Genomic DNA, 17,320 nt, shown 5'->3' with positions numbered 1-17,320 from the left:
ACATGTCCGCGATCTATTTATTGGTTCTCACTGAAGGAGAACCAAATGCTGAGCAATCGCGAACCCATGAATCACGGGCTGACTTCCCGTTCAATTTATTTGGCAGTTCTTCAAATACAAAAAGAGTGGCGGCTTTCAGACGATGATCTGCGCGACATTACTGGGGTGAGCGAGTGGGAGATGTCTGAATGGCGTCGGCGAGGCGGCGTGACGGTTCATTTGTATTTGACGCAAAAAGACCAAGCTATCGCCCGCCTGTTCAGGGTCCAGGTCCAGCTCGAAAAACTCAAAGAGACTGGGATCAAACGCAAAAATTGGATCCGGGCGGAAAACAAGGAGCTTGGGGGAAAGTCGCCCTTGCAGTTGTTAAAGAGTGGCGAAGATCACGCTGTTGCCCGTGTGGTCATGCAGATCGAAAACGAGTTACGTCGCAAAAAGGCAGGCTGAGCGCTGTAAAGCAATGGTTGTCGGGATCAGGGCTCCGCAAGGGGCTCTTTTTCGTTTTTTGGCGTGTACGGGTCCCAATCCAGCCCGTGAACCTCTTTAAGGTAAGCTTTTGCTGCAAGGACGGGGATTGAGCGGTGCCCGCCGGGGCTTTTTTCGGCTTCCAGGTCGCCACGATCTATCGCTCTACGGATTGTGTTTTTGGAGTCTCCAGAAAGCTTGGCTAACTCTGGTACGGAAAGCCAATCGGAATGCTTGGCAGTAGCGTATTTGATGAAGCTCGGCTCTGGATATGGCAGCTTTGCTGCCTCAATTCTTTTCAGCTCTCCGGCCATTTTCGCCCAGGTTTTGCCTACGGTGATACCAACCCTGACCATAAATTGAGCCGATAGCTTGCCATCCTTTGGGAAAGGTTCAACCACAGTTACACCGAGATCCGGACAGGTGACTGCCAGGTATTCTCGCGTTTGCTTTAGAACAATCGGGTAGTGGAATATCGAAGGTTTTCTTTTCATGCGCCAGTCCCGCTTTCGGTGAATGCGAACCGAAAGGTTGAGCATTTCGTCTTCATAATACGAAGACGCCGAGGAAATGATCAAGAGATACCTTCGGAAGGCGGTGGACAGCTATTCCCCCTAAAATAGGTCAATGACGACCCAATTTAGGGAAACGCGCTAATAAAGGTGATAGGTTCGCCGGACCTCTAAAAAGTTCCAAAAGTTCCAAATTTTTGTGCGGTTCGGGGTCCGGCAATAAACGCATGATTATACGTCTATTCATGCGTTTTTTAAAATCTCCTTCAAAGCCCGCACAAAAACCTCATTTTTTCCTAACCGCTCCAGGGTGTGCCCGGTACTGATTGCGTAAAGAAGGTGCGCAAAAGAGAAGTGTAAAGGAGAGGTTATTTTCAAGGGTGGGGCAATCAGGCCTCATTTTAAGGACCTGGGCGGTCCAAAGGAGAAACTATGAAAAAGAGACTTTTGTGCAGCTGCTGCGGAAACATGTTGGTGAACGTTGGTGGAATTGGGCAGTCCATCTATGCCTGCATGCACCAGCCATGTATGCAGGCGCGATCAAAGCTGTCGACGCGCATCTGCCTGGCAGGGTGCGGTTTTCCCCTGAAAAGGGAATTTTCTCAATCCGAAGGGCCTGTCGGGAGATGTCCGGGGTGCAGAGATTGCTTCGAGTAAATCGGTCTATTTATTGATGGCGGTTGGTTGGCGCGGGCCTCAATCGCCTTCGATAAAAAGGGGGTAGCGTGGAGATCTTACTGGGATTGATATTTTGTACGGTAGGGGTGATCGTGGGAATCGTCCGTTTTTTCTCAAATCGCGCTAAAGAAAAGAAGAACGCCGAATCACTTCGGGTAGCCGGAGCGGGACTGGATTCGGAGCACTTGGACGAATTTCTTGAAAATCTTGAAAATGGCGGGCGTCCCAAAAAATACCCTCCCGCTCAATCTAATAAGGGCCGGAGAACTGGTTATGGGGGTAAAATCTGATCTGAGTCCGGCTCAGATAAACAAAATTGCGATTGGTCAGGATCTTCGGTAGCCTATTTCGACACCTTGGATTTGTGCGTTTCTCGCTTTGAGACGCTTTGGCATTATTTTATTGGCAAGTTGCCTGTAAAATAGTATTCTGTCTTTGTAACCCAGGAGGTCCCCATGAAAACCAAACTTCTTGCAATCAGTCTTCTTTCCTCACTAATGATCGCCTGCTCCGGCGGGGGCGGCGGAAGTTCGGTTTCCGATGGCGGCGGCAATGGCGGCCAGACTTCCTCGTTGAGTTGGTCACAGAGCACGGTGACTGCCAATACTTCGTACATGAAAGACGGGCAACCTTTGATTATCACGGTGTCACCTCGCGGGACCAACGGCCAGCCGTATGACATTGCGGGTGAGTGGAACATCCAATTGATCCCTCTTTGTGTAAGTTGCGTTATGAAGCCTCTTCAGACGCTGACCATTAACGATTTTGTTCGTGACGGTGACAACTATGTAGCGACGATCAATCCCGAGGACTCTTCAGCGGTTTCTTTCATGCTGTCTTTCGTGAAATACGAGAATGGCGCAACTCCCGGTGATACGATTGTGAACCAAGCAAAGCTTTCCCTGATTCAATGGGAGATTTGTGCAGAATCTAAGCAGCAAGGGGAACTGTTTGTTCAGACAGAACTTAACGGCGAGATGTACAATGTGGTTTGCACCGAGAATGAGCTAAAAAGTCTTGTTTGGAGCGGCAAAACTGAACTGATGTCAGAGAACTTCATGATCGCTAAAGATATCATTATCTCCAGTGGGACAGTGTTCTTTGGTGTGATGGACAATGAGTCAAATTATGTTCCTTTCACTGGAAACTTGTACGGTAACGGCAAGACCATTTCTGGAAGATTCCAAGTGTCCGAGACAGGCACTGGCGCAACCATCTCTTCCTTGACCGTGAGCGGAAGCGACATGTTTGTCGTGTACAACTCTGTTGGCACCGTCATTGATGACGTGACAGTGGAAAACCCCGGCTCTGCTGATGCCTCAAAGATCTTCCTGTGCAATGGAAGTACAACTATTCTAAATTCTCCTTCCATTTCCTGTCACGCCAACTAAGATAGTTGGCTCAGGAAGGGCTGGTTTATGGAAAGCACAAGAACTCCAAAAATATCGGATCTGTGGGTCTCACTTGAAAAGGCTGCCGAAATAATTGGGAGATCGTACCCAAGAATCGTGCAACTTCAAAGGGAGGGCAAATTCGTGAGCCGAGTCAATTTCGGGCGCAATTACTACGTCCTTAAGCGCGAAGCAGAAGCGATTCGCGACAGCGCCGGGGCCAATCTTCCTCTTGAAGGCTTCTTGGTGAGCAAGGAAGAAGAGGAGTTGACCCAGCTGCACCATTCGATCTTAGAGGTGGCCGAGATCCTGGGAATATCTAAGACCGCAGCAGCCGAGAAGTTTAAGTCCGTCTTTCGCGACGATGTGATAGAGATGGATGACGGGACAAAACTCATTCACAGAGATGTTCTTGACAGATACGCCGAAAGCGAAGGTATCGACGTGAATGAAATAAGCTTCATGGTCAGACTGCCGCGCGAAGAGAAGCGGAAGCTTGAGAAATACTTGTCTGAAACTGGCTCTAGCATTGATTCCTGGCTTCTTAAACAGGTGCAAAACTTGAAATAATGCTTTGACTTGAGAGTCGCCCTCGGGGAAATTTGTTTCATGGGCGACCTGGTTGAAAGAATATTACCGGTAGAGAATCCGAGCAGAGTTGATGAAACCACAGCTATTGGCACTTGGCTCTATGGCAAGTCCAAGTCTACTGTCAGGTATTACAAAAGAGTGCTCCGGGAGTTTTTTCAGTTTTACCCGAAGCTGGCAGTAAGAAATGTCACAACAGCCCACGTCACAGTCTTTCTGAAGCACAAAAATCAAAGCAAGCCATCATCGAGGAACACTGAGAAATTGGTCCTTTCTTCATTTTTTGAGTACTGCGTTCAGACAGATGTTATGGCAAAAAACCCTTGCCGACTCATCAAAAACGAAAAAGTTCCAAGCAGACTCCACGAAAAAGTGATGTCGATCGAGGAGATCGCATCAATCAAGAGTGTCTTAAAAGAACGTAAAACACCAAAAGATGAGAAGTTAAGCCCGCGTGACGAAATGCTCGTTGATGTGGCTTATCACCTGGGCCTGAGAGTGGCCGAGCTTTGTTCTTTGAAAGTCAGCAGCTTCGTGCCCTCCGAGAACGGCGGGACGATGTGGGTCGTTGGAAAAGGGTCTAAAGTCAGAGGGGTGGCGGTTACGGAGAGTCTTGGAAAAAGGCTTCTTTCCTATATCCGGGACATGGGGCTTAAAAGTGGGGACCCCTTGTTTATTTCCCAAAAAGGGGATCGAGAGCCTCTTACCACTTCGGCAATTTACAGGGTGCTGGTCGGGGCAGGGGTTAAAGCCAAAATTGCTCGCCCGGCTCATCCGCACAGGTTCCGCCATTCTTCCGCCGCCCATGCGGTTGAAAATGGGGCGCCCATTGATGTGGTGAAGAATACCCTTGGGCATTCTGATATCTCGTCCACCGGGCAATACCTGAATCTGAAACCAAAGAAATCAAACGCTCACTTTCTTCCAGATATTGAGTGATTACCTGGAAGCTAATGAGCCTTTGCAGCGAGAGGACAGTGCATGCGCCTGGCCTGTTATGGCCTTAAGCTTTTCCCAGCGTTTGCACTCTTGCTTGGTTAATGGGAACATCTTGTCCCAGGCCTGAAAGAGTTTTTCGTTCTTGGAAGATATGATACCGCGCCCAGGGTATCGCGCTTCCATGTGCATGTAGGTTCTTGCAACAACACCTTTGGCAGAGTCGCTGGGTTCAAATTTTTTATCCTCCAATTTAACCGCACACTTTCCGAACTTTCCCGAGGCTCCAGATAATTGAGCCATCGAGTAGTTTGATCGCAGCATATTCAGCTCGCCAATTTCTGGAAACAGGTTGTACACATCCCCCTCCATCTTTGCGAACAGCGGGTTTGTGCCGGCGCACTTGCGATTGCTCATCTTTTTCCCTTTTTTGAAACACTTGGGGCTGCCGTTTCTCCATTCCGCAAATGATTGGCCAAATGCCTCAGCCGGCACGACGTGTTCAAATTCCATTTTAGTAGATCTGGAACTGTTCTTTTGGGGTTTGTAGCCGCACGATGCAAGGTCGACCTTTTTACCTTTGACGACACAGCCACAATACACGGTCTTGTTCTCAAAAAGATCGAGGTTTTTGGAAAGGATCCGTTTCGCATCGTCGAAATCGGCAGGACCCTTTGCAAAAGCAGACAGGACTGTGAAAATCAGAATCTTGATCATAAAAACCTCTCATCACAAATATACCACAAACGGTATATACATAAAAACACAATCTCGCGGCGGCTCGGTTTGAGAATATTTTTCACCTGCGCCCCCTCAGTCTATTTAATAGACGGAGGACTTAATGGAACAGAAGCGTCGTCTCATGTGGGCAAAAACGATCATGGTCAGCATTTGGCAACTTGCCTTGGCGCTTGCGATTGTGGCCGTCGTTCTTGGTCTTGCGGGATGCGCGGATGATACAGAGGACAAATCTACGGCCGTTTCATCGCGATGGATGGATAGAAAAGTCTATCTCGCTTTTTCCGACGAGGATCCGAAGCGCAATGGCTATTTCCAAAAGCAAGACCTCAGGGCCGCCCTTGAGGACATCTCTGCAAACTCGATGCTCGGCGCAGGGTACTTTGAATTTGAGGAGATGGACGAGTCAGAGATGCAGTTTGTCCGAGAAACCCAGGGAGTGTCCGACTTCAAATCTTTTATCGTTATCTGGCCGACCGACGTTTTTAACCAGTGGGCTCAGGACAATTATGGCGGATCACTGGTGGACAGGAACGCGATGCTTGTCATTAATGCGGCAAACAAGCGTCAGTTCTATTTGATCTTGCGGGCAGAGTGCTTTGAGAGCTCGGTGAATTGCGATGGGGTAGGGAAGAATGGCATGTATGCTCTTGTTGCTCGCCAGTTAGGAAGGATGACCGGTCTTTCCGTGGACTGCACTAATGTTCAGTCCACCATGTGTGCAGACTCGCCGTCGAACGTACAATGGAACAGCGTGAACAAATTTAACTTTATTCGTGCCCTGGACAATCAACTCGAAAAGATCCTGATGACTCCAGATTTTTACCAGAGTTTTAGTGCTGGCGAGTGATATTTTCTCGCCAAGGATTATGTTTCACAAATGGGAGAGGTGAGCGTATGGAAGAAGCGTTTCTTGTGGCTGAGTACCTGCTGGAAAGAGATGACTTGCGGAGCGAGTACGAGCGATTGTGCCAAGATAGGGGTCTTTCGCCCGACAGTGAGCTGGCGGCAAAAAAGATGAGTGATCACAGTCTTTACGCCATGGCTCAGCTCGCAATGCAAGCTGCGAGAGAAGATATGGCAATCAAGTGCGCGTCGGCGGTTCTGCATGATGAGGCGGAAAAAAGGGATTATGCAGAGCGGATCAAAGAGGTTTTCGGTGAAGGACTTGTGACGTCAAGGATGGCAATGTCTCACGAGCAGATGTCCACTCATGTTCTGACCAGGGCAATGAGAGTGACAAAAAGGTTCCCGCACGATGTAGTTAGTGACTTCGGAGTGGTGATTCCAGACTACATGGAGAGCAAGCTTCGTGGTCTTAGTGCAAAGATCTACAACTTGGTGCAGTTGGCTTTTCTTGAGGCTACAGTTACAAGACACGAAGATGATGGTGTTCATTACGTCATTCATGAATTCCGCGATCAAAGCGTGGGTCTGAACGGGGCCGATCTGATTCGATTTGGTATCCATAACGGCGCGCCATACTACGAGGAAGATGAGCGTGAGATCGAAGCTGTAATTGAAGCCTTCGCCGATGGAAATCATGAGGTCCGAATTGAAGCCGAAGGTTATCTGAAAGCTCTTCGCAGGGAAATATCCTCTGCTCTTGAGAGGATGCTTGAGAAGTGAAAGGTGGGGCGGTCATTCCGCCCCAATTTACATTCTTTTAAGGGCTGTTTGCTTGTTTCCATCATGAATGATAACTTGCCCACTCTCAAATCTTTCAAGCGTCAGAGGTTTTGTGATCTGGGCCGGGCACCCGGAAGACAAGTTCGTGATGGTCGGTTTTGCAGTGATGGAGTGACGTATAACCTCTCGAACGTTCCCTTCAACAACCTCTTCTTCAGTCGTTCCTGGATTATAAGGATCAAAAACATTGTAGTCTTCACTACCTGGCTCGCCCGTTGAGCCCGACGAGGCTCCGCCATTTGAGATGGCGTAAGTGACGTTGCCGTCGCAGCTACAGACCTGGCCAAAATTGCAATACTGAGGCTCGTAGTAAGAAGAGAAGTTGATGAGCATTGATCCTTCAGTTGCCCCGTACTCTCCTGTGAATGTCACATATGACTGCCCCTCCACGAGATACCATGGCGCATTTGAATTTGAGCGAGTGGCCACGACCTTGTAGGATTTCCCCCACATGTCTGACAGATCGCCATTGATCTCCTCTTCAATGTCCGCGCTGCAACCGATTGCGATAGCCACAAAGGCATAGATGGCCATGGTAATTATTGTCTTTCTGGGGTTATTGATCTTCATAGGCTTTCACCTCGTAGATTTTGTTGTCTTCTGAGTCCGTTACGTAGAATCGGCTGGAATTTGGCTCGTAATGGATGGCAGATATGCTGCCGAGCGCCGGCAGAGACTTCTCTGGGTTGTCTGGGTTCTGTGCCCCGTTTGGATTTGTGATCGAGAAGGTGTACGGAATCCCGAAGTACGGAATTTTCGTCCACTCCTGCCAGTACTTCACGTTATTGCCGTAAGAGCCTGATTTCGGCTGGACGGCGTAAAGGTTTCCGTTTGCAGTTGTGATAGAAGAGATATAGTCGAGACCATATCCGACATTTGATTCATACGTGCCGCTACTGAGCCCCCAGGTAGGAATTTTATTGACGTCCTCTTGGCCAATGACTGTATTTGCGTCGCACCCGCCAGTTGCGTACGTGGCAGCGTTGCAGGAAGGGGAGTTTCCGCTCATCATGGTGAGCTTAAAACTCAATATTCTAGCCTTCAGCTGCATCGGTGTGTTGGTGTAGCTGTTGTGCATGGAAATGTCTTCGTATGTGGATACGAGCAAGCTCTCCGTTGCGTCATCATAATGAATATCCGTCGGTCTTCTGAAGTGTCTTGCCAAGAAGTTGTTTGGGGAAATGATTGTGTCTTGGGCATATTCGGCACCAAAAATCACTCCCGCAGTCTCAAACGTTTCCCTGTCTTTGAGCGTCTTTTGCCCAAGCACTGAAGAGAACTTGCAGAGGCTTGAGGCGGTCCATGTGGACTCATTGCAGTTCCATGACGCCAGGTTGGAGTACTCTTTCACTCTTACAATGCGGTCATTGCCTCCGTCGCAGACGTAAGCATCGCCGTCAACAACAGTCACCGCGGTGGGCTGATTGAGAGACGCCTCTCCATCGGTTGAGACATCGAACGTTTCGATAGATCCTAAACCCTTTTGTCCAATTACGACGTCAGCGGCACAGTTGTCGACCGAAGTCGACCCAAACAGCATTTCTCGGTCACACGCCTTGCTGTCCGGGAGCCCTTTATGGGCAACAACACGATTGTTCCCGGAGTCAACAATAAGCAGGTTTTCACCATCAACGAAAACATCAGTTGGGCTTGTGAGACACTTTGAGAAGTCAGTGGGCGTGGCAAACTTTGTGGTGCCGTAATGAATAGTTTCTTGAGCCGCGTGCTCCTGGCACGTCAGTCGGCTGTACTGGTTGGGTTGTCCGATGATATTGACGGGCGAATAAGGCTCCCCAGCTGAAGACCAGACGCAGAGCTGATATTCCAAGGATGACTTGTCCGCGATGCTGTCGCACCCGAGAGCGCCTTGTTTTGCATAAATTATCACACGGTGATTCTGAGTGTCTGCGCAGTAAAGCAAAGATCCGGATTTCCCTGAGGCGCACTTGCCCGTTGTAGCGAGAGGGGCAGCTGGGCTCGTCGCTCCAGGGCTCAAGGAATAGATAGTAAACGGGGGACTCGGGTTCCCCGGCGTGGCTCGGGCACCTTCTGTGGTGTACGCGACGCGGACCCAGAATCTTTCAGGGGGCGCGATCACAACGGAGGATCCTCCCTCGGTCGTGGTTACGCCAACTTTGACCATGCCGCCGTACACGCCATCTTTCTCGGTATAAAACCAATACGTGTAGTTCTCGCTCGGAACCACGTTCTTGGTGTCTTCATGAAGCTCACCCTGACCTTGATAAATTTCCGACAGCGCTGCGGGACCGAAGTTCGAAGTAGGAGTATCAAGGACGCATGTTTCGCTGGCGTAGTAGCACTGCCGCTTATAGAGGTGGATTTTATAATTTGTAAACGCGTAGAGGATTGGATTCTTCCAGGTCAGAATCACCTTGTTAGGAGTGGAGGTGTCGACCTGAATTCCTGTGACTGAAAGGATCGTTCCAGATGACCCGGAGCCGGGATTTTTTGGATCGAAAACGTCGCTCCCGCCAGTGGCCGTCTCTTCAAGAGAACAGGCACTGAGTATCATGGCAATGGTTATGACCAATACTCTTAAAAGCATAACGCCTCCAGGTCTATAAATAGACCGGAAGGCGCCTTGCCTTGCCCCCTCTGGTCCTTAAAATAAGGATGAAGGGCGGCGGATTTCTCTAATGATTTTAAGCCAGTGCGCGACGCTTTCTGGGCATGTTGAGAACGGCGTCCTTGAACAGCTCAGTTGCCAGAGTCTCGATTTTTGCCGGGTCATTATCGGCAGCTTCGGACAAGATCTTGTGAACAGTAGCGTCCAGCTTGACCTTGTGAATGTAGTTGCCGTGATAGTAGTAAAAGCTTGGAGATTTTCTGCTCGCGATTGCTGCTACCTTCTTAAGCTCGGAGGCCGGGATCATCTTGCGACCCTCTTCGTCCTCCGTGAATTTCAATTTTCCTTCTTTGATGTATTTGAGAACCGTGGAGTAGTGGACTCCAACCTTATCCGCAAAAACTTCGATGGTCATTTTGCGGTTAGGGACTTTCTCGAGTACCTGATTTAATGCGTCCTCTTCTACTGCCATTCCGCCATCAAGCTCGATGATTTTGATCTTGTTTTTATTGATCAACTCAAGAACTTGGTCATGAGGCATGTTGTGTTTTCTTGCTGCCTTTTTTACCGAGATATATCCCATAACGATCTCCCTGTTAATATACCGGACTTTTTGACTATATACCGCTCTCCTTCAGTCCTCCAGCTATTTATCGAAATAGGAGGAGTCCATGAAAAATGTGCTCGGGCTAGACCTAAGCCTAAACGGGTCAGGCATTGTGCTTCTATCTCCCGATAATGAAATACTACATCACGAAGTTGTGATTCTGAATACAAATGCGCGAAATAAACTAAAAGGTATGGACAGAATCCTCTATATAATTGCGCGCATAAACAAAATAGTGACTGAATACAGCAATTTAGAGGCGGTAATTGAAGGGTACTCGTTTGGCTCAAAAGGTCGCGCTGTTGTCTCATTGGGAGAACTTGGCGGGGCTGTGAGGCTATTTCTGATTCAGAATAATATACCATTTTTAGAAGTCCCTCCGACAACCTTGAAAAAAGTGGTCGCTGGCCGCGGGGACGCCAAAAAAGAAGACATGCTGTCCGCGGTGCGGGCTCAATTTGGGGTCGTATTTGACGACCATAACGTCAATGATGCCTTTTGTCTGGCTCGATACAGAGAACAAATCATTTCCTCTCTGCCGCCCTCGCTGCGAGAATTCCAAAAAAGGCGGGTTATTTTATAGAACGGCCATGACGTCCAGAATGAACGACACTGGGTATCCCTTTGTGTCGTTCAAGATGCCGGCGAAAAACTCCTTTTTGACTTCTTGCGCGGTCTTTCTGCCTTCGCCGATCGTGATTTGCATTTTTTCATCTAACTCTTGTGAGAGTCGAATGATGAGGGCCGATCTGCTCAGCTTTTCCGGCATCGGGCGATGCGGGAAGCCCTGTCTGTCAGCTCGCTCATGTGATTGAAGTATAGCATTTTTTACTTCCTCTGAGAGGGGCATTTTCCTAGACAGGCACTGATTCAAACTATAGATCGGGTGCTTATGAAATTCCATAATTTCCTCAGCATGCAGCTTTTCTAAAGCATGCTTTCTAATTTTGGAAGACGTCCTTGGAGAAAGCCAAAGAATCCCAATATCTGAAAGCAGGGCTCCCAACATAACGTCACGAACATTAGGGTGTTTCAGTTTACTCGCAATCACAGATGCGTATGCGGCGATGGCGGGTCCTCTTTCCAAAGATCCGTAATCGTCGATATTTGAGTTATTGATTATTGTCCAAGGGTCGTCAAGTTTTATGAGTGTGTTACTTAAATCAATCACGTAGGAGTTTATCTTCTCAAAAAGAGCCTTTCCTGCGTCAAAGTTCGCTGCTGAAGTTTGGTCGCTGACCAAGAGTACAAGCTCTGTAAACCCGTGTTTGAGCTTAAGAAATTGCGCTCTGCACGCTCTGAGAACAGAGTCCTCCTCACTGCCCGAGACTGTTTTGGTGTACTCAATCAAACCCTCCGCCTCGTTCCGGTGAACGTATAGCTCATTTATAGTGGAGAATTTATTTATAAACTCCTGCGAAACTACAGTTCCTGGTTTTGCAATTTTGAGAAATTTCTTATTTTGTGGCAGCAAGTGGTGGACCGTGAAGTCAATCGCGGTCCCCGCCACAAGATCTTTCACTTTCAGCGGCACAAAAGTGGTCCGGACAATTTGACTTGTGACAAACTCCACCTTGCTGGAGTTAAAGAAGTCCTCTTCAGTCACGATCAAAGATGTCCCGGATTTGTGGATATTCTTGGCTTCGTCTTCCAGAAGACGAGAGCCGGTCACGACAATAATATAGGATTTGTCAGCGACATGGCGGCACGTCTGCACCAAACCAGCGATTTCAAAAGGGGTCCGATAGATACAGTCCAGCAGTATGCACTTCGCTCTCTTAAGGGTCTCTTCGGCATCATAAAACTCATCAACGTCAGCAAATGTCTTAGACTCAAAAGAGAATTCGTTTTTGATAAACTCAACCCTTTTAAGGAATGCCTCATTTTTGGAAACCGATACCAGGTCAATCAACCACATAGCTACCCCGCGTAGGCGATAAATAGGAACGAGAGCCTATTGCATATTTAGGATGAAATGAGGTGCCAGGATGATTTGGAGGCCTGGGACGGCGCCCGTCTATTTATAGGGTGCCCATTATGATGGAGGGGTTATGAACAGATTTTGGCATTTGATCTTAGTTCTGGCCGCTGTGTTTTACGCAGGATGCACTCAGACCGAAGACCCGTGTGCGGATATTGCGAACAGCGGAAGTTCAGCCTGTAAGACAGGCTCCGGTGTCAATGTGGATGCCTCTCAGCTGGCAATTGAGTTTGCCGAAGCCTCTTTCTATGATCAGAATGAAGATAAGTGGAAATCAGTCCGCGTTTCCGGAAACAAGGTCGAGGACACTATCCCTCTTTACGCAAATGCGGCATCTTCCGCCCCAGCCGAGGCCCTGAAATCAGTCATTGATGCTGAAGCCCTGAAAGCAAGCGGGGGGAAAAACATCGTTCCATACATCAAGATCATGGCAAAACCGGAAGTTCGGTATGCGTTCCAGTATCGCAAGATCGACAGCGAAGGAAACGAGCTCCATAAGCAAATCGGCGAGGCCATCAAATCCGGCGATTACGCGTACATTCCCTTCATCAACGAGATGTTCAATCAAAAGCTTCTGACTCCGGGCGCCGGGATTGGCACGACCTATAAAAACATTTTCACCATTACAGGCTCCCTGGGCGGGAAGAACGGAATGGCAAAACAGGTCGAGGTTCTTACAACCGTCACGGTGCCAAATATCGACTATCAGGTAACTTTTGCCTCTGACGTTCTTGGATACAACCTCAAGAACCGCTGGTTGAAGTACAAGAAAGACCAAACCGGAACGCAGCCCAACGACGACTTCAAGTTCGTCACCTTGGTTGATCGCGCCTCCGGAAGTGGAGAGGTTTCCGACTACGACGTGCAAATCATTTTCAAGGATGACTTGAAAATCGAGCTGGAGCAGGAACTTTTCGTTGAGATGCCAATCAACTTTGACCTCTTCAAGTTGACTCAAACAATTGTTCCGGCCCGCGGTCACTCTTTCTACACGACGAAGATCACCCTGGACTCTTACAATGATTTTAAGCACAAGGTTTATTTGGACAACGTCCTTCTTGATCAGAATGGAAAAGTGTTCTCTCGAGCGTTGTTCCCAGGCGGCAAGAACTTCAACATCACGCTGTCTCTCGACTTTACTCCTAACACTCGTTATGTGGCGCAGGATCCAAATATCAAGGGTCTTCACTACCCACTGAAGCCGCACTGCTTGCTTGAGGAGAATAAAGCATGGGCTCCATGGCAGAAAGAGCCCCTGATTGATCAGAACGCTTCTTCCGGGAAGCTCCTGGCCATCTGTCACCCTGATCTTGGGCACGAAGTGTTGATCGACCCTTCGAATAACCCTCTCAACAGAAGTCTCGAAGACACCTGGTTCCGCGTGTTCTCTTACGACAAGTACGACGCTGCTAAAAACTACTTGGGTTCCTTCTATGGAATCAGAAGCGTGAAGTTCAAAGTGTCCGGATGCTTTAAGGTTCAGATCAAAGATCCGAACACGAGCACCTGGTCCAATCGCACAAACGGCGGATCGAACTGTGGCGATAGCTCTGCCACAAATGAGTGGGCTCCATTTACTGCGGAGAAGACCTTCACAGTGTTTGATCATGCAGCTGAATACGAAAATGTCACAGGTTTAAAGACCCTGATTGATGCCCTGAAGGCAGCAACTACGATCCAGGACAACAACATGGAGATCAATAACGAGCGCTTGAGCGGGAACACAATTCGCCACATTTACTAAACCCACAATGAGGCCGGTCTCCGGCCTCGCTTTTTCGGGAAAAACTGAATTTTGCTTGATGATCTGCAAATAGCTAATTTCCGGTTCCTTTCCTGCTCCATACTTTAAAAAGTATATATCAAACGCTGCTCTTCATCCTTATTGGTGGAGGGCCTTTGCTGTGGCTGATGATTCATTTTTAAGTCTTTACAACGGATTTACACGCTCATTTGATCCAGAAATGGACAAAGCCCCTGTGGAACCTCTTACCGAGGCGGAGCGCATGGAGCTGTTTGATAAGCTTCACAGCCGGATTGAAAGCGCTTACGTCAGCAGAATCATCAGCTCAAAGCAGCTTAACGGCGACGAGATCAACGACCTCAAGAGTGAGGCTGTCATCTTTTTGCACAACATTTTGTCCAAGTTCGACAAGTCAAAATGCGGCGCCATTGGCGACAAGGATGTGCCGGGGAAAGACCAGCCCAAGACCCTCGCCTGGTACTTTCTTGCGTGGGCGCAAGGAAGGGTGAATTGGGCTGCTCAGGATAACCGAAAACGACAGAGAAGGCTGGTTGGCGCGGAAGACCTGAACGCTATCAAGAAGAGGCTCGAGCAGAGAGAGAAGGAGCTGGACGAGAACCTGAAGGAGCAGTCTCTTATCGGGCCGGCTGCCGAGAAAGCCGCAAAGATTGCCGGCAAAGGCAAGAAACTGTCCCATGAGCAAGCTTCCGTTTTATCCCGGATGCAGGATCTCTTTGCTCGCTCGGAAGAGCTCGGGTCTGAGATTGCAACCTTGAGAGCCAAGGTCGACAACCCGGTTGACGGGGTGTCTGAGACGAATTTCGAGATTGAGGATGGATTTCAGCCGCACACCTCCCCGGAGACAAGTGAGGATCACGACACTGTTGTTCAGTGGCTGAAACACCTTCCGTACGACGTGCGCGAAATTATAGTTGAGAAACTTGGGAATGACGTTCCCTCGAACCTTATCTCAAAAAAGGAAGCCAATCTGATTGCTCCTTACATCAGAGCTCTGGCCAGAATCCTTAAGTCGTCGAATAACGGCGATTTTTTGCCAAAGTACCTGGATATCTTTCGCCCTCACGGAGTTGTGAGAAAGGTCGTTGCCATGAAATTAAACGTTCAGAATTTCCTTAAAAGTCACGGACATGCGTGTACCAAAGCGTCGGGCGGCACTCACGTTACCCTCGACTCTTGCCCTATGTGTAAGAAGAGTAAGAAATTCTATATCGAGCTGAAGAGCGGTCTTTATATCTGTCACAACTGCCGTGCAGATAACACTGACCATTGCATGGGTGGGCCGGTAGGTCTTGTGATGTTGATCGCTGGCGTGTCTTTCCCGGAGGCCACGAAGATTGTTTACGGTCGTTCGGAATTGACAGCGGCTGAGCTTAACGAGGTGAAACACAAAGAGAAGTTCTTTGACTTCCTTTTCGAGGAGGAAGAATCGGTACAGGAGGAAGACCTCAAGGTCTTAAAGCTTCCCAAGTGTTTTGAGCGCCTGAATGAGGATAAGCACCCTGAGCACTATCGTTATCTGACGAAAGTGCGCGGTCTTTCGCCGGACGATATCTCAAAGACTGAAATTCTGGCTATTGCTGAGCCAGACTTCAGGAAGGTTCGTGCCGAACTTACCAGAAGCGGGATGATGCTCGATGAAGCAAACGAGTACGCTGGGTATGTTAATCGCGTGATCTGGCCGATCCGAAAGGGAAGTCGCGTTGTTGGCCTGATTGGCAGATCAATTGAGAAAAGGCCTTACCTAAAGACTCGCAATTCTACCGGTCCATTCAGAAGGTTCTCTATTTGGAACCTGGACCACGTCAGAGATTCTGAGTTGGTAGTGCTGACAGAGAGTATTTTGAATGCCTACAACTGTGGCCTTGATCGCTCATGTGCAACTTTTGGGGTTCACGTTTCAGACGAGCAGATTGAGCTCCTTTTACGTCTTCCTAAAACGACCAAAGTGGTAATCGCCTTTGACCCGGATGCCAATATTGCTGGAAAGAACGCCAAAGAACCTCTGACCGAGACGTTACGCAAGAAGCTCTCTCTGCATTTTGAATTTGTTAAGGTGCTTGAGCTCCCGAAAGTGAAAAACGAGGAAGGCAAGTATCTGGACGCTAACGACTACACGAAAGAGCAAATGGATCGTTTCATCCTAGATTGTGTGGCCGGAGAAGCGATTGAAAAGAAACTAAATCCCTTAGACGGTATATAATCTTCATAATGGTATGAAATTGATACAACCAAAATGAGATTATTAGCACGGTATATAATGTAAGTGTAGAATCATAATTGTAAAGGAGGCCGCTATGGTCAATAAAGTTACGCTGCTCGGGCGCCTGGGTTCTGACCCCGAGACAAGACAAACAAACGGTGGAAAGTCGGTCTGTATTCTCAGTGTTGCAACTACGGAGAAATGGAAAGACGCCCAGAGGAAAGATCACGAGCGCACGGAGTGGCACCGTGTGGTTTTGTACGGGAAGGTGGCTGAGGTCGCAGGGAAGTTCCTTGAAAAAGGTCAGCTTGTGTACCTTGAGGGCAAACTGTCTCATCGCTCTTACGAGAGAGATGGTCAGAAAAAATATGTGACGGAAGTGATTGCCGACACTATGAAGATGTTGCCGCGCTCTTCGCCTAGAAACGAATCAAGATCTGGTGATGATCAAGGGGATGACAACTACAGTTTCCAAGATTTCGGCCCCGAGCCGAGCTTCTCTGGAAGCGACGACATTCCTTTCTAGGCTTGAAAGATGAGAATCGACGAATTTCTTGAGAGCTTAAAAATGGATATTCTGGAGCCGCACAAAGTGGCTCCAGTTACTACTCTGGACGAAGAAGGCGTGCATAAAGTGCGCTTAATCGACGCCAGAGAGCGTGAGCCAGATCTGTTCCCGTATCACAAAGCCTTTGTTCACTTCGTGAAGATTGAGAAGTGGACAGACGTGGTGAAGTGTAACGGAAAGAACTGCGCGCTATGTGACGCATATAAGAGCGGCTTAAGAAGCGTCTCTCAGGCAAGCTTGAGGGTTTTTTACTATCGCTGGGCCGGAAGCAGACTTCGGATACTGTCTACCTCCATGGCCCTGTACTTTCAGATGTGGGGGACGCCAAGTGGCGAGCCAGGGTCAGTGTTAAAGGCGATACAAAAAGGGAAAAACCCGTTGGCCCTGCAAGGTGGGTCGATAATTGAGGTCGCCCGATATTCATCCCCTCTAAGCACGGAGTGGACGGCAACAGTCAAGGAAGAGCCTCATTCGCTTGGGGAAGATGTGAGAAAGGCACTGTTGGCAATGCCTGCTCTTACGGATGTTCATCATGTCATGGGAAGAACCGACATGGTTGAACTTGTGAAGTATTTGAATGGTAAAGGCAAGCTACCTCGACAACTTTCAAAATAG

General features: G+C 48.6%; 18 protein-coding genes. 12 read left to right on the top strand and 6 right to left on the bottom strand.

Annotated elements, in window-relative coordinates:
* Positions 1 to 45 precede the first annotated feature (45 nt).
* Complete coding sequence (locus ACZ5ZZ_RS17965; RefSeq protein WP_464142824.1) at positions 46 to 447, top strand: hypothetical protein; 402 nt, start codon at positions 46 to 48, stop codon at positions 445 to 447.
* Between the two features lie 26 nt (positions 448 to 473).
* Here ACZ5ZZ_RS17965 and ACZ5ZZ_RS17960 read toward each other — a convergent pair whose 3' ends face one another.
* Positions 474 to 959 carry a MerR family transcriptional regulator gene (locus ACZ5ZZ_RS17960; RefSeq protein WP_464142822.1) on the bottom strand — a complete coding sequence of 162 codons (486 nt, stop codon included), beginning with the start codon at positions 957 to 959 and terminating at the stop codon, positions 474 to 476.
* A gap of 743 nt (positions 960 to 1,702) precedes the next feature.
* On the opposite strand from ACZ5ZZ_RS17960, the gene ACZ5ZZ_RS17955 reads away from it, so the two are divergent.
* The 4 genes from ACZ5ZZ_RS17955 (at position 1,703) to ACZ5ZZ_RS17940 (ending at position 4,573) form a co-directional block, all read left to right on the top strand.
* The gene (locus ACZ5ZZ_RS17955) at positions 1,703 to 1,945 is read left to right on the top strand and encodes a hypothetical protein (protein WP_464142820.1); all 243 of its coding nucleotides are present in this window, start codon (positions 1,703 to 1,705) and stop codon (positions 1,943 to 1,945) included.
* Positions 1,946 to 2,110: 165 nt separating this feature from the next.
* Positions 2,111 to 3,046: a hypothetical protein gene (locus ACZ5ZZ_RS17950; RefSeq protein ID WP_464142817.1), complete on the top strand. Its 936-nt coding sequence runs from the start codon at positions 2,111 to 2,113 to the stop codon at positions 3,044 to 3,046.
* A gap of 144 nt (positions 3,047 to 3,190) precedes the next feature.
* Entirely contained in the window at positions 3,191 to 3,616 is a 426-nt protein-coding gene (locus tag ACZ5ZZ_RS17945; protein WP_464142813.1) for a hypothetical protein, read from the top strand.
* A gap of 39 nt (positions 3,617 to 3,655) precedes the next feature.
* Positions 3,656 to 4,573, top strand: coding sequence for a tyrosine-type recombinase/integrase (locus ACZ5ZZ_RS17940; RefSeq protein ID WP_464142809.1), 918 nt, complete (start codon positions 3,656 to 3,658; stop codon positions 4,571 to 4,573).
* On the opposite strand, the gene ACZ5ZZ_RS17935 is transcribed toward ACZ5ZZ_RS17940, so the two are convergent.
* Positions 4,574 to 5,287, bottom strand: a complete 714-nt coding sequence (locus ACZ5ZZ_RS17935) for an endonuclease (protein WP_464142807.1) — start codon at positions 5,285 to 5,287, stop codon at positions 4,574 to 4,576.
* Between the two features lie 124 nt (positions 5,288 to 5,411).
* Between ACZ5ZZ_RS17935 and ACZ5ZZ_RS17930 the strand changes: the two genes are divergently transcribed.
* Together ACZ5ZZ_RS17930 and ACZ5ZZ_RS17925 are read left to right on the top strand one after the other, a co-directional pair.
* Entirely contained in the window at positions 5,412 to 6,158 is a 747-nt protein-coding gene (locus ACZ5ZZ_RS17930; protein WP_464142805.1) for a hypothetical protein, read from the top strand.
* A 47-nt stretch (positions 6,159 to 6,205) separates the two neighbouring features.
* A complete protein-coding gene (locus ACZ5ZZ_RS17925) occupies positions 6,206 to 6,937 on the top strand; it encodes a hypothetical protein (RefSeq protein ID WP_464142803.1) in 732 nt (243 codons plus the stop codon).
* Positions 6,938 to 6,964: 27 nt separating this feature from the next.
* Here ACZ5ZZ_RS17925 and ACZ5ZZ_RS17920 read toward each other — a convergent pair whose 3' ends face one another.
* The 3 genes from ACZ5ZZ_RS17920 to ACZ5ZZ_RS17910 all read right to left on the bottom strand — a co-directional run bounded on the left by ACZ5ZZ_RS17920 (position 6,965) and on the right by ACZ5ZZ_RS17910 (position 10,167).
* Positions 6,965 to 7,567, bottom strand: coding sequence for a hypothetical protein (locus tag ACZ5ZZ_RS17920; protein WP_464142799.1), 603 nt, complete (start codon positions 7,565 to 7,567; stop codon positions 6,965 to 6,967).
* Positions 7,554 to 9,563, bottom strand: a complete 2,010-nt coding sequence (locus tag ACZ5ZZ_RS17915; RefSeq protein ID WP_464142797.1) for an NHL repeat-containing protein — start codon at positions 9,561 to 9,563, stop codon at positions 7,554 to 7,556. The genes ACZ5ZZ_RS17920 and ACZ5ZZ_RS17915 overlap by 14 nt, the downstream gene beginning before the upstream one ends.
* A gap of 97 nt (positions 9,564 to 9,660) precedes the next feature.
* The gene (locus ACZ5ZZ_RS17910) at positions 9,661 to 10,167 is read right to left on the bottom strand and encodes a MerR family transcriptional regulator (RefSeq protein WP_464142795.1); all 507 of its coding nucleotides are present in this window, start codon (positions 10,165 to 10,167) and stop codon (positions 9,661 to 9,663) included.
* An 88-nt stretch (positions 10,168 to 10,255) separates the two neighbouring features.
* Between ACZ5ZZ_RS17910 and ACZ5ZZ_RS17905 the strand changes: the two genes are divergently transcribed.
* Positions 10,256 to 10,774: a crossover junction endodeoxyribonuclease RuvC gene (locus tag ACZ5ZZ_RS17905; RefSeq protein ID WP_464142792.1), complete on the top strand. Its 519-nt coding sequence runs from the start codon at positions 10,256 to 10,258 to the stop codon at positions 10,772 to 10,774.
* Here the strand turns inward: ACZ5ZZ_RS17905 and ACZ5ZZ_RS17900 are convergent.
* Positions 10,769 to 12,109 (bottom strand): HD domain-containing phosphohydrolase, encoded by a 1,341-nt coding sequence (locus tag ACZ5ZZ_RS17900; protein ID WP_464142789.1) that lies wholly within the window; start codon positions 12,107 to 12,109, stop codon positions 10,769 to 10,771. The genes ACZ5ZZ_RS17905 and ACZ5ZZ_RS17900 overlap by 6 nt on opposite strands.
* 133 nt (positions 12,110 to 12,242) lie before the next feature.
* Between ACZ5ZZ_RS17900 and ACZ5ZZ_RS17895 the strand changes: the two genes are divergently transcribed.
* From ACZ5ZZ_RS17895 to ACZ5ZZ_RS17880, 4 genes are all read left to right on the top strand, one after another.
* Positions 12,243 to 13,916 carry a hypothetical protein gene (locus ACZ5ZZ_RS17895; RefSeq protein WP_464142786.1) on the top strand — a complete coding sequence of 558 codons (1,674 nt, stop codon included), beginning with the start codon at positions 12,243 to 12,245 and terminating at the stop codon, positions 13,914 to 13,916.
* 160 nt (positions 13,917 to 14,076) lie between these two features.
* Positions 14,077 to 16,137, top strand: a complete 2,061-nt coding sequence (locus ACZ5ZZ_RS17890; protein ID WP_464142783.1) for a hypothetical protein — start codon at positions 14,077 to 14,079, stop codon at positions 16,135 to 16,137.
* Positions 16,138 to 16,231: 94 nt separating this feature from the next.
* Positions 16,232 to 16,663 (top strand): single-stranded DNA-binding protein, encoded by a 432-nt coding sequence (locus ACZ5ZZ_RS17885; protein WP_464142779.1) that lies wholly within the window; start codon positions 16,232 to 16,234, stop codon positions 16,661 to 16,663.
* Positions 16,664 to 16,672: 9 nt separating this feature from the next.
* Positions 16,673 to 17,320 (top strand): hypothetical protein, encoded by a 648-nt coding sequence (locus ACZ5ZZ_RS17880; RefSeq protein ID WP_464142777.1) that lies wholly within the window; start codon positions 16,673 to 16,675, stop codon positions 17,318 to 17,320.

This window comes from Bdellovibrio sp. HM001, assembly GCF_055397275.1.
Note: the sequence above shows the minus strand (reverse complement) of the source record. Positions and strands in the feature narration are given on the sequence as shown.

Coding starts and splice junctions, on each gene's coding strand:
- ACZ5ZZ_RS17925 (WP_464142803.1), top strand. CDS start 6,206: ATGGAAGAAGCGTTTCTTGTGGCTGAGTACCTGCTGGAAAGAGATGAC.
- ACZ5ZZ_RS17960 (WP_464142822.1), bottom strand. CDS start 959: ATGAAAAGAAAACCTTCGATATTCCACTACCCGATTGTTCTAAAGCAA.
- ACZ5ZZ_RS17910 (WP_464142795.1), bottom strand. CDS start 10,167: ATGGGATATATCTCGGTAAAAAAGGCAGCAAGAAAACACAACATGCCT.
- ACZ5ZZ_RS17895 (WP_464142786.1), top strand. CDS start 12,243: ATGAACAGATTTTGGCATTTGATCTTAGTTCTGGCCGCTGTGTTTTAC.
- ACZ5ZZ_RS17965 (WP_464142824.1), top strand. CDS start 46: ATGCTGAGCAATCGCGAACCCATGAATCACGGGCTGACTTCCCGTTCA.
- ACZ5ZZ_RS17880 (WP_464142777.1), top strand. CDS start 16,673: ATGAGAATCGACGAATTTCTTGAGAGCTTAAAAATGGATATTCTGGAG.
- ACZ5ZZ_RS17950 (WP_464142817.1), top strand. CDS start 2,111: ATGAAAACCAAACTTCTTGCAATCAGTCTTCTTTCCTCACTAATGATC.
- ACZ5ZZ_RS17920 (WP_464142799.1), bottom strand. CDS start 7,567: ATGAAGATCAATAACCCCAGAAAGACAATAATTACCATGGCCATCTAT.
- ACZ5ZZ_RS17885 (WP_464142779.1), top strand. CDS start 16,232: ATGGTCAATAAAGTTACGCTGCTCGGGCGCCTGGGTTCTGACCCCGAG.
- ACZ5ZZ_RS17900 (WP_464142789.1), bottom strand. CDS start 12,109: ATGTGGTTGATTGACCTGGTATCGGTTTCCAAAAATGAGGCATTCCTT.
- ACZ5ZZ_RS17905 (WP_464142792.1), top strand. CDS start 10,256: ATGAAAAATGTGCTCGGGCTAGACCTAAGCCTAAACGGGTCAGGCATT.
- ACZ5ZZ_RS17930 (WP_464142805.1), top strand. CDS start 5,412: ATGGAACAGAAGCGTCGTCTCATGTGGGCAAAAACGATCATGGTCAGC.
- ACZ5ZZ_RS17935 (WP_464142807.1), bottom strand. CDS start 5,287: ATGATCAAGATTCTGATTTTCACAGTCCTGTCTGCTTTTGCAAAGGGT.
- ACZ5ZZ_RS17940 (WP_464142809.1), top strand. CDS start 3,656: ATGGGCGACCTGGTTGAAAGAATATTACCGGTAGAGAATCCGAGCAGA.
- ACZ5ZZ_RS17915 (WP_464142797.1), bottom strand. CDS start 9,563: ATGCTTTTAAGAGTATTGGTCATAACCATTGCCATGATACTCAGTGCC.